Annotated in this window: 5 protein-coding genes; all 5 read left to right on the forward strand. The window is 70.9% G+C overall.

What is annotated here, in order from left to right; all coding sequences use genetic code 11:
- The first annotated feature begins 58 nt into the window (after positions 1-58).
- The 5 genes from EES43_RS24080 to acnA all read left to right on the forward strand — a co-directional run bounded on the left by EES43_RS24080 (position 59) and on the right by acnA (position 11,989).
- Entirely contained in the window at positions 59-1,633 is a 1,575-nt protein-coding gene (locus EES43_RS24080; RefSeq protein ID WP_124270656.1) for a PD-(D/E)XK nuclease family protein, read from the forward strand.
- On the forward strand, positions 1,630-2,775 hold the full coding sequence (locus EES43_RS24085) for a pPIWI_RE_Y domain-containing protein (protein WP_124270657.1): 1,146 nt from the start codon (positions 1,630-1,632) through the stop codon (positions 2,773-2,775). Before EES43_RS24080 ends, EES43_RS24085 begins: the two co-directional genes overlap by 4 nt.
- A complete protein-coding gene (locus EES43_RS24090; RefSeq protein ID WP_124270658.1) occupies positions 2,768-6,352 on the forward strand; it encodes a pPIWI_RE_Z domain-containing protein in 3,585 nt (1,194 codons plus the stop codon). Before EES43_RS24085 ends, EES43_RS24090 begins: the two co-directional genes overlap by 8 nt.
- Before the next feature lie 9 nt (positions 6,353-6,361).
- Positions 6,362-9,049, forward strand: coding sequence for a pPIWI_RE module domain-containing protein (locus tag EES43_RS24095; protein ID WP_124270659.1), 2,688 nt, complete (start codon positions 6,362-6,364; stop codon positions 9,047-9,049).
- 225 nt (positions 9,050-9,274) lie between these two features.
- A complete protein-coding gene (gene acnA, locus EES43_RS24100) occupies positions 9,275-11,989 on the forward strand; it encodes an aconitate hydratase AcnA (RefSeq protein ID WP_124270660.1) in 2,715 nt (904 codons plus the stop codon).
- Positions 11,990-11,998: the final 9 nt, after the last annotated feature.

The raw sequence follows: 11,998 nt of genomic DNA on the forward strand, positions 1-11,998 counted from the left end.
GGTCGGAAAGATCCGTCCAGAAAGGTGAATTCTCGTGCCCAGAGAAAAGGATCACGAAATGTCCCAGCCCTGGCTTCCCCCCGACGGCGTGCGCCGAAACTCCCAGTGCATCACGGTCTCCGCAGGCATGTTCAAGAAGAGCGGATTCCGCTGTCCGGCCGCCGATGCCCTCAAGGCGCGCGGCTACCGCCCCGTGGCGGAGGAGTCCCGCCGCCGTGAGCGGCTGGAGCACTTCACCCTCGGCCCCTTCATGGCGGCCTGCGACGCCCGCAACCGGCCGAGCGCGTCTGCGGCGGCCCCGAACAGGTCGCGCACCGTCCCGCTCCACGACGGGCTCCGGGCCTGGGCGGACCACGGCCTGGCGAAGTACGATGCCGCTTTCCCCGCCGACCCGCTACGGCCGCTGAGCGAGGCGCCCGAACGGTGGACCTACCGTCACCGGCCGTCGGGGCCGGAGGCAGGCGGCGCGGAGGAGTACCGCTTCACCGTCTGGGGCCGCTGCCTGGCCTCCCCGGACGGCAAGCACCGCGAACTCCGCCTCCCCGTGCACCGGATCGGCCGGGACGCACCGCCCGAGGGGTTCGTCGCCGCCACGGCCCTGGTGCTGGCCGAGGGCACTCCCGGGCCGCTGCCGGAGCACGTGCGCGTCGTCGAGTTCGCGCTTCTCGACGGCGGTACGCGTGAGCTCTTCTCCGGAAGCCGGTCCCAGGCGCTCGCCCGCTACCGCGCACACGGGCCGGGCGCTCTGGCCGAGATTCTCAACGGCCAGGAGTACCGACCTGGTTCGTCGTGTGTCGACTGCTCCTATCTGGGCGTCTGCCCGGCCCTGCGCTCGGCTCCCGGACTGCTGGGGATCGAGACGGCGGGCCGGCCGCGCCGCACCTGGTCGGTGACCAACGGGCGCAACTATCGAGCCTGCCCGGCCCGTGACCACATGCGCCGGCTGCGTCTGCCCACGGCGGACGCAGTCGAGCGGAAGGCGACGGCCGAGCGGGGCCGGGCCGTGCACGCGTATCTCGCCGACCGTCACAGCCGCGGTGTCCCCAGGCCGTGCAGGGCCGAGGTACCGGAGCAGTGGGTGCCGGACGGGTTCGACCTGCCGGACCACGAACGCGCCCTGGGCGCAATCCTGTTGCGCAGGCATGCCGCAGTCTGTCCGCTCCGGTGCGTGAGGGACGGCTCGGACGTGCGGACCGAGCCCCGTGTCGTCCGTCACGACACCGCCGCCGACGTCGTGGTGCTGGCGGAACCCGATCTGCTCTACCGGGACAGGGACTCATGGGTGTGGCGCGAGACCAAGACCTCGGCCACCGAACGCCGACCGGATGGCCGGCTCCTGGAGGTCTACCCCCAACTGGCTCTGGCGGTCATGCTCGTGGCGCGCGGCGATCTCGGCGGGAGTCCCGGCCGCGCGCGGGTCGAACTGGAGATGCTGCGCCCCGGCGGGGCCGACCTGGAGATCATCGATCCTTTCGCCCCCGCTCACCGGGACACCGCGGAGCAGGTGGTGCGGACGATGGTGACCGCATGGCATGGGGACGACCTCTACGAACCCGCCCCCGGACGCCCTTGCGGCCGGTGTGAAGTGGCCCGCTGGTGCTCGGCTTCCTCCTCCGTCGAGGCCGTCGCGTGAGCGCGCCGACGGCCGCGTACGGCGGCGAACCGTCCGACGGCCCCCAGACCCCGGGGACCGGGCTCTTCCGCGAACTCGCGCGTACGGTCGTGGCGGTGGCCGAGGTTCAGGGCCTCCGCTCGTTCACCCTGCCCTATCCGGGCATCGCGCAGCGCGCACTGGACCGCACGGTGACGCACTGCCTCGACATCGGGCAGACCCCGCCGAGAAGCCTGCCCGAACTGTGGGAGTGGTGCCGCAGCAGAACGGCGGCCGATCCGCTCTTCGGGGTTCCGGCCTCGTTCGTCGCCCCGGACGCGACGCTGGTGCACCCCGTCGGCCGGATGCCCACCCGGATCTGTCTCGAGGTTGCCTCCCACGGCCCCATCGGTGGAGTGGCCGCCGAGGCCCGCACCCACCTGGATGCGCTGGAGGCACGGTGCGGATCGGATGAGCGCTTCCGGCTGTGTCGCCAATTCCTGGCGCGTAACCCGGTCGTGTACCTGGAGGACCGTTTCGGGGCCAGGAGGAGGAAGGCGGGATGGAACCAGGAAGCGTGGACCAGGGTCAAGGAGCTCTACCGGCCCGTGCCCGAGTCCTTGTACGCCGGCGGCGTCGCCCTGCGCTGTCCGACCTGCGGGCTGCCCGCTCTCACACACGATCGAACCGTCCCCCTCCCGGGCCGTCCCCTGGCCGCCGGCCAGACATGGTGCGAGGCGGAGGAATGCGCGCGCGACAACGGCCTCGAACTGATCAGGAAGCCGAAGCTCGCCCTCGTACAGCCTCGTTCGCTGCGCGTGTTCCTGGCCCTGCCGCACCCCGCCGAGGAGGCGGCCCTGAGCGGACTCGACGCGGCCGGGATCGGCTGGGAGCCCGTGCCGGGTGACCTCAGCGCCTACCGCCTGCGGGAGACCGGCGGCGCGACCGTGGACGTACGGATCCGCGATCGCCAGGAGCCCGGCCTGCTCGCCGCCGGCCTCGCCCACCCCGCACCGTCGGCGGACCGGACGTTCGTCGTAGTGCCCCAGCGGCTCGCCGATCGCGCGGGTTACCGCGCCCGCTTCACCGCCGCCCTGCCCGCCCCGCTGCGCGAGCGGTTGGCGCTGACCACACCCACCGGCCTCGTTCCGGGTATCCGAGGAGAGGACCAACACGATGCGTAGCATCACCCCGCCCTTGAACGACGTGCTCAGCAGCCTCCAGACACTTCTGGGACCGTCCTTCCGCAAGCCCGCGCTGGAAGCGTTCTGCCAGGTGGAACTCGGCCTGTACCTCCAGCAGGAGCTGATGCCGGACGCCCCTGCGGGGAGCGCCTGGGTGCTGTTCAGCGGATACGGGTTCGCGCAGGCGTACGGAGTGCCGTTGCCGGCGGACGTGGAACGAACGCTCAGGGTCGCCCGGTACTCGCTGTGGACCCTGCGCAGGGGCCGGACGTGGCGCGAGGCGCTCGATCGCTATCAGCGGTTCGACGCGCGGGCGCGGGGCTACGACGTGCCGGACACCGAGGCTCCGGCCGCTCGCCGCGAGATCTCCGTCGCGAGCGACCGCTTCCAGGTGTACGACGGGCTGCTGCGGGTGGCGCCGCCGCTGGCGGGCAAGCGACCGCCGGTCGCGGGCCCGGGGCCGCACGCCTTCACCGTCAGCCGCACCCTGGCGGAGGTCGACCTGCCCATCGTGCCCAGTACCCCCGTAGTCGCCCACGACCTGGACATGGTCCCGGCCGGCGGCGGTGAGCCGCTGGTCTTCACCAGGAAGGACCTGGAGCGCACCGCCGCCGAGATGGACGCCGCGCACGCCCGGGCCCTACGCGCCGGCAGGACGTCGAAGAAATCGCCGCGGTGGCTGGCACGGCTCGGAGACTTCGAGATGTCCGTCAAGGAGCCCGTCGACGAGCCGGGAGCAGCCTCCGGCAAGGGGAAGAGCCCCTTCCGCAAGGACCGTGACTTCACCTTCACCGTCGACAGCATCCAGCACCTGCTCGGCATCGTGGGCGCGGGCAAGAGCACGCTGCGCGACATCATCGCCGTCCACCTGGCGAAGCTCGGCAAGCGCACCACCGTCGTGGTCTCCGACGTCGCGGAGGTGCTGAAGCTCGTCGAGACGTACAACCTCTACACCGATGACGCGGCGGCCCCCGTGCTCGGATCCTCGGGCCGGGAGCGGCACGCCCAGCGCTTGCACCGCCGACTGGCAGGAAGGGGCGAACACCGGCTGCTCGCCCACGACGACCCCGCCTTCGCCTACCTCGGGACCTCCTGCGCCCTCAACGTCCGCAGACGGGAGGCCACCCCGTCCGTCGAACCGCTGGCCTTCGGCGAAGCCCCCTGCTCCAGGCTGCGGCCACCGTCGGACCCGAGGCGCGGAGCGTACGGCGGCGGGCGGAAGTCCCCCTGGCAGAAACGGCTGACGACCTGCCCTTACTGGTCCGTCTGCCCCCGCCACCACGGCGCGCGCGTTCTGGTGGACGCGCACATCTGGGTCGCCACACCGGCTGGTCTGATCGACGCCTCGCCGCCCCGCCCACAGAACGGCGAGCGCATCCGCTACCTCGAACTCGCCTGCCGCCGCAGCGACCTGATGATCGTGGACGAGGCCGACCGCGTACAGATGCAGCTCGACCAGGTCTTCGCACCCGCTGCTGTGCTCGCCAGCGACGAGGACAAGGGCCTCATCGACGAGCTGACCCGGCACAAGATCCGGGAACTCGCGGCGAGCGGGCGCACCCAGCTCTCCGAGAGGGAAGTGCAGACCTTCTCCGCCGCGCTCAACACCGCCACCGCCGCGACGGACCGGCTGTACGCGATGCTCGTCACCGACTACGACCTGCGCTGCTGGGTCCGGACGGGGTACTTCAGCGCCTGGACCCTGCAACTCGGTCTGCTCGACGAACGCTATCCGCTCCCGGAGGACGGCGGCCCGGAGCACGACAACCACGCGCCCCGGGAGGCCCTGGGCAAGCGCCTCGACGCGTTCCGCGACAACCCCTTCGGCGATCGGGCCCGCCGGACGGACGAGGAGTTCGGAGATCTGACGGTCCTGCTCAACGAGCTTCTCCACACAGGCAATCCGGAGAACACCCGACGCCGTCTGGCCAAGGTCATGGACGAAGTGTTCCAGCTGCACCCGGCGTACATGTCCGCCCGTCGGCAGGAGTACGAGGAGGCACGCGCCGAGTGGCAACGGCGGCAGGAGGAGCTGCGGAAGAGAGCCCCGCGCACAGGCCGCGAACCCCGGAAGACCAAGCCGCCCAAGAGCCCTGACGACTGGCGCGAGGAACTCGCCACCCGTTTTGAGTTCACCCTGCTGCTGAGTGCCCTCGAACCCCGCCTGGCCATGATCAACGCCATGTGGCCGCGGGTCGAGGCGGCTCTCGACCTGGGCTACAACCAGATGTACCGCAGACCGCTGGACTACGGGCCGATGGTGCCCGAGGCGCCCATGGGCAATGTGCTGGGGTTCCAGTTCAGGGTCTCCGGCGAGGATCAGGGCGGGGTCCGCAGCGGGGAACTGACGTTCTTCCGGTGCAGCGGGGTGGGCCGGGAACTGCTGCGAGCCCTGCCCGACCTGGCCTCGGTGGACGGCCGCCCCGGCGCGCATCTGCTGCTCATGTCCGGCAGCAGCTGGGCCGGCGAGTCCAGCCGCTACCACATCCGTGTCCCGGTCGGCGTGATCATCGAGCCGCCGTCGGAGGTGACCGAGCGCATCGCCACCGAGAGCCGGATGCGCTTCGAGTTCATCGACGACGGTGACGAGAAGCTGCGTATGTCCGGAAGTGACCCCGAGGATCGTCCCGATAAACTGCGCCGCATCGCCCGGTACTTGGGAGAGGGCGAGCACGACCTGCCCGAAGGCGGCCCGCTGGAGCGGGAGTTGCTGTCCCTGCCGTCGAAGAGGGGCCGCATCCTGCTGCTGGTCGGCAGCTATGTCGAAGCGCGTCTGGTCGCGGACACGCTGCACAACCTCAACCAGCGCTGGCACGACAAGGTCTTCTGCCTGGTGTCGGACGACGAGGAGGTCACCCCCGAGGACGAGGCGTCCTCGGTCAACCGCGCCCGCTCGCTGCGCCGGGGCGACGTCGAGCACCTGAACGAGATCGAGGCGGAGATTCTTGTGGCACCGCTGCTGGCGGTCGAGCGCGGCCACAACATCCTCAACGACGACGCCGAGGCGGCCATCGGCACCGTCTACTTCCTGGCCCGCCCCAACCCGCACCCCGACGACCTGTCCCTGGCCGTCCACGCCCTCAACGACTGGATGGTCAGGGCCACCACCACCGGTACGTTCGGCGCCTGGGTGCGAGGGGCCGGCACCGTCGAAGAGGGTGCGAACGAGGTCCGCCGACTCGCCCGCTCGCGCTGGTACCAGGTACTGGCACGGTCGATGGCCTGGAGCCGCCTCGGCGACGAACGGGTGCCGGTCACCTGGGACATGCTGGTCCTGATGTGGCAGGTCATCGGGCGGCTGGTGCGCGGTGGCGTGCCCGCCCGGGTCGTCTTCGTCGACGCCGCCTTCGCTCCGAACCGCGCGGCGACGCCGGAGCGGCCCGACACTCCCGAATCCAGCCTCCTGCACAGCATGCTCGACGTTCTGGACGCGTACTTCGAAGGCGACACGGCGACGGCCGAGGAGCGGTTCATCGCTCGCGCGCTGTACGAGCCGCTGCGGCGCATGCTCGGCCGCCTGCTGACCGACGTCCCCAGCCCCGCGGGCCCTCGGACGCCGCATTCCACCACCCACTAGGAGGCATCCGTGTACCACGCCATTCGTTCCACGGCCTATGAACCCGATCCGACGCACGGCTCGTGGCAGGAGGAGACGCACGTCCTGCGGCTCGGCGAGGACCTGCACACCGAGCTCTCCCGTATGCACTCCGAGGCCGGCGGAGGCGGGGGCCGCCCCGACCGGCTTCCGGTGCGACAGCTCAATTTCCTTCTCCAGGCGTTGGCCCCTGGTGTCATTGCCACCGGTCGCAACGCGGGCACGGACGGCAGCCTTCCGTGGCTCTACGCGCGGGAGACCGTGCCCCCGGACGTGCTGGCCCCGCTGATCGGCACCTGGGCGGCGCGCCTGTCCCCGGAGGACGGCGACGACGACGGCCCCGATCTGGAGGAGCGGCTGCTGACGGCAGAAGCAGACCCGGCTGTTCCGGTGCGGCTGCCCCGATGGGAGACCGAGCGGGTCGACCTCACCGAGACGGTGGCATCGGCGGGCGGCACCGCCGGACCCGCTCAGCGGCTCTACGGCCTGCTGCCGGAGTGGATCGCCTTCCGGCTGGCGGCCCGGCCGTTCCGTACAGGTGGCGCCACTCTCCACTTCCGTGTCGAGAGCTCGGGGAGCGGAGCCCGTCTCATCTCCTGGCCGCCTCAGCGGTACGAGCGCGGCAAGCGGACCTGGTTCTACTCGGCCTGTCTGAACATCACGGTCCACACCGTGCCGTTCGCCTCCAGCTTCCGTGTCCACGTCTCCTCCCAGGTGCGCCGGTGGGCCACGGAACTGGAGGTTCGTCCCCACGCGCTGGGCGGGGCGACGGTTCTGCTGGACGTTCCGCTGCCGTGGCCGGACGGACCGGACCGAGGTCGTCGGCTGGCGGTGAACACCCTTGGCTACGACCGCCGTCTGAAGGAACTGGTCTGGCGTCGCCGCAGCCCCGCCCTGCTGCTGCCCGACCTGGACATCGTGCGCCACTACCCGGAACCCGCGGAGCTGTTCGCCCACCCGGAACGCTGGATCAACGGAAGCGGGGACGTGGCGGCGGGCATCGTCCATCACCCCGCCGTCGGTCCGCACAAGGTCGGGAGCGGGCTGATGCCCCGGGAGCGGGCGGAGCTGGACACCTGGGTGGAGGAAGGACTGAGCCCCGTGCTGCGGCGCGTCGCCGATCTCACGCGGGTCACCCGGAGCAATACGCCCTCCCTGCTGACCCGTTCGGGTGCGAAAGCCGCACCGGGCGCCCGGGAGGCGCGACTCGCCCTGATGCGTCGCGAGGCCCTGGCCCGCGCCTTGAAAGGCCGGACTCTGGAGGTCGAGATCCTCTGGCAGTCCCCGGAGATCCGCACCGCGCTCGTCGCGGAACTTGCCCAGCTGATCGGCCTCGCTCCCGTGGAGAAGTCGGGCCCGGACGCCGACGGCACCTGGCAGGTGCGGGGCGACGGCATCGAGATCCGGGTACGTGCCCGGCCCGCCGGCCCTCTGGTCGACGCCCTGCCCGTCTCCCGTGACCGCGGGCGACCGAAGGCGGTCCGGTTCGCCGAGGCCGTCGAGGGGCGCTGCGCCCTGGTGGCGGAGCGGATGGCCCCGCCGCGCGGGGAGGCCGGTGTGGTGATCGCGGAGATCGCCGGCAAGGACCGCTTCGCCGCCCATCCGGACTCCGACCCCAAACACGCGCTGCGTCTCGCCTGGGCGAGGCAGGGGTGGCTCAGCCAGTTCCTCAACGTGGCCGACGACACCGACAGCACTCTGGAGCACCGTGCCCGGTGGATCTGGCTGGACGCGTTCCGCCAGCTCGGCGCGGTCAGCCCGCCCGCGCACCGGGTGGGGGCGGGAATCCCCGGCGACCTCCAGTACGCGGCGCTCTGGCTCGTCCGCTATACGAGGAAGGGCCCCACGCGCCGGCCCGCGCGACGGCTGGTCGCGGTGCGGGTCCGCCCCGGCGACGGCCCCGGCGTCATCGAGGGGTGGGACGCCGAGCGCGGCGAATGGGTGCCTTATCCGAAGCTGTTGCTGCGGCTCTCCCGGTCCGCCGGGCCGACCGTGGAGATCGAGCGGCAGATCCGGACTCTGCTCTTCCAGCTCCGCGACCGCCCGACGCTCCTGCTGGCGGACGCCGGCAACCTCCGCCAGTGCTGGCCGAGGCTGTGCAACGGTTCGTTGGCCCGCGACACCATCGGATTCGGGGCGGAACCCGGCCAGCGGCTCGCCGCCTACGGGAATGATCTGCGGATGCTGCTCGTGCGGGACGACAACGGGCGTGACGAAGTCGCGGAATGGTACGCCCACGACCCTCGGGGCAACGTCGGCTTCGCCGAGGGAGTGTGGGGGACGGCGGAGGAGGGCAACCGGGTCTTCGCCAGCACGGCCGCCACCCCGCATACGGCGGCGATGCCCAAGGGCCTCATGAAACTGGTGCCCACGGCGAAAGGCCGGACGGCTCCCGGCAAGACGGCCTGGAACCCCGGGCAGCTGGAGATCACCGTGCTCGGCTGCCTGTCGGAGAAGGCTCTGGCGGACTCCGGCCGCGCGGGCGATGCCCCCGACCACCCGGTGGAGTGGGCGACGCTGGCCCACCAGCTGCGCTACCACGACGACTACCCGCCGCTCGCCCGGCCGCTCCCCCTGCACCTGGCGCGCCTCGCGGGCCAGTACGTGCTCCCCGTAGCAGACGGAACGAAGGACCGGGGGAGGGCCGAGGGCGGGGTATCCGGCGCATCCGCGCGGTGACGCCGCCGGACGGGGGCACCTGGGCATGACCGGGCGGCGGCTATGTACTAGAGTTATCTCGACATCGAGATATCTGCCGAGGCGCACCGCAGCCGCCGCCCGGTAAGGGTTACCTAACTAATCCTTACCTTAGCGGATGGTCGCGGCCCTGGGCGGCACCACGCGGCGTCGGCCGCCGGTGAGGCGCGGCGCGGTAGTACGCGCACATGGAAGAAGGAGACTGTCGTGTCGGCGAACAGCTTCGACGCCCGCAGCACGCTGCGCGTGGGCGACGAGTCGTACGAGATCTTCAAGCTGGACAAGGTAGAGGGCTCCGCGCGCCTCCCGTACAGCCTGAAGGTCCTGCTGGAGAACCTGCTCCGCACCGAGGACGGCGCGAACATCACCGCCGACCACATCCGGTCCATCGGCAACTGGGACTCCCAGGCGCAGCCCAGCCAGGAGATCCAGTTCACGCCGGCCCGCGTGATCATGCAGGACTTCACCGGCGTGCCGTGTGTCGTGGACCTCGCCACCATGCGTGAGGCGGTGAAGGAGCTCGGCGGCGACCCGGCGAAGATCAACCCGCTCGCCCCGGCCGAGCTGGTCATCGACCACTCCGTCATCGCCGACAAGTTCGGCACCAACGAGGCGTTCGCCCAGAACGTCGAGCTGGAGTACGGCCGCAACAAGGAGCGCTACCAGTTCCTGCGCTGGGGCCAGACCGCGTTCGACGAGTTCAAGGTCGTCCCCCCGGGCACCGGCATCGTCCACCAGGTGAACATCGAGCACCTGGCCCGTACGGTCATGGTCCGGGGCGGCCAGGCGTACCCCGACACCCTCGTCGGCACCGACTCGCACACCACCATGGTCAACGGCCTCGGCGTGCTCGGCTGGGGCGTCGGCGGTATCGAGGCCGAGGCGGCGATGCTCGGCCAGCCGGTCTCCATGCTCATCCCGCGCGTCGTCGGCTTCAAGCTGACCGGTGAGCTGAAGCCCGGCACCACCGCCACCGACCTCGTGCTGACCATCACCGAGATGCTGCGCAAGCACGGCGTCGTCGGCAAGTTCGTCGAGTTCTACGGCGAGGGCGTCGCCGCCACCTCGCTCGCCAACCGCGCCACCATCGGCAACATGTCGCCGGAGTTCGGCTCGACCGCCGCCATCTTCCCGATCGACGGCGAGACGCTGAAGTACCTGCGCCTGACCGGCCGCGACGAGCAGCAGGTCGCCCTCGTAGAGGCGTACGCCAAGGAGCAGGGCCTCTGGCTCGACCCGGCCGCCGAGCCCGACTTCTCCGAGAAGCTGGAGCTCGACCTCTCCACGGTCGTCCCCTCCATCGCCGGCCCGAAGCGCCCCCAGGACCGCATCGTCCTCGCGAACGCCAAGGCGCAGTTCGCCCAGGACGTCCGCAACTACGTCTCCGACGACGAGGAGGCGGGCAAGGAGTCCTTCCCGGCCTCCGACTCGCCGGCCGCCGCCAACGGCGTACCCACGAAGCCCACCACCGTCACGGCCCCCGACGGCTCGACGTACGAGATCGACCACGGCGCGGTCACCGTCGCCGCGATCACCTCGTGCACCAACACCTCGAACCCGTACGTCATGATCGCCGCCGCGCTCGTGGCGAAGAAGGCCGTCGAGAAGGGCCTGACCCGCAAGCCGTGGGTCAAGACCACCCTCGCCCCGGGCTCCAAGGTCGTCACCGACTACTTCGACAAGGCGGGCCTGACCCCCTACCTCGACAAGGTCGGCTTCAACCTCGTCGGCTACGGCTGCACCACCTGCATCGGCAACTCCGGACCGCTGCCGGAGGAGGTCTCCAAGGCGGTCAACGAGAACGACCTCGCCGTCACCTCGGTGCTCTCCGGCAACCGCAACTTCGAGGGCCGGATCAACCCCGACGTCAAGATGAACTACCTGGCCTCGCCGCCGCTGGTCGTCGCGTACGCCATCGCCGGTTCGATGAAGGTCGACATCACCAAGGACGCCCTCGGCACCGACCAGGACGGCAAGCCGGTCTACCTCGACGACATCTGGCCCTCCGAGGCCGAGGTCAACGACGTCGTGGCGAACGCCATCGGCGAGGACATGTTCAACAAGTCCTACCAGGACGTCTTCGCGGGCGACGCCCAGTGGCAGGCGCTGTCGATCCCGACCGGCAACACCTTCGAGTGGGACGCCGAGTCCACCTACGTGCGCAAGCCCCCGTACTTCGAGGGCATGACGATGGAGACGACCCCGGTCGCGGACATCACCGGAGCCCGGGTGCTCGCCAAGCTCGGCGACTCGGTCACCACCGACCACATCTCCCCGGCCGGCGCCATCAAGGCCGACACCCCGGCCGGCAAGTACCTCACGGAGCACGGCGTCGAGCGCCGCGACTTCAACTCCTACGGCTCGCGCCGGGGCAACCACGAGGTCATGATCCGCGGCACGTTCGCCAACATCCGCCTGCGCAACCAGATCGCGCCGGGCACCGAGGGCGGCTTCACCCGCGACTTCACGCAGGCGGACGGCCCCGTGTCGTTCATCTACGACGCCTCGCAGAACTACCAGGCGGCCGGCACCCCGCTCGCGATCCTCGCGGGCAAGGAGTACGGCTCCGGCTCGTCCCGCGACTGGGCCGCCAAGGGCACCGCGCTCCTCGGCGTCAAGGCCGTCATCGCCGAGTCCTACGAGCGCATCCACCGCTCGAACCTCATCGGCATGGGCGTCCTGCCGCTCCAGTTCCCCGAGGGCGCGTCCGCCGAGTCCCTCGGCCTCACCGGCGAGGAGGCCTTCTCCTTCACCGGCGTCACCGAGCTGAACAACGGCACCACCCCCCGCACGGTCAAGGTCACCACCGACACCGGCGTGGAGTTCGACGCGGTCGTCCGCATCGACACCCCCGGCGAGGCGGACTACTACCGCAACGGCGGCATCATGCAGTACGTGCTCCGCCAACTTGTCGCTTCCTGACCTGATGTG

This window comes from Streptomyces sp. ADI96-02, assembly GCF_003846185.1.
Taxonomy (GTDB): domain Bacteria; phylum Actinomycetota; class Actinomycetes; order Streptomycetales; family Streptomycetaceae; genus Streptomyces.

Excerpts from the sequence above, each read along its gene's own strand:
- EES43_RS24080 (WP_124270656.1), top strand. The coding sequence starts at position 59 with ATGTCCCAGCCCTGGCTTCCCCCCGACGGCGTGCGCCGAAACTCCCAG.
- EES43_RS24090 (WP_124270658.1), top strand. The coding sequence starts at position 2,768 with ATGCGTAGCATCACCCCGCCCTTGAACGACGTGCTCAGCAGCCTCCAG.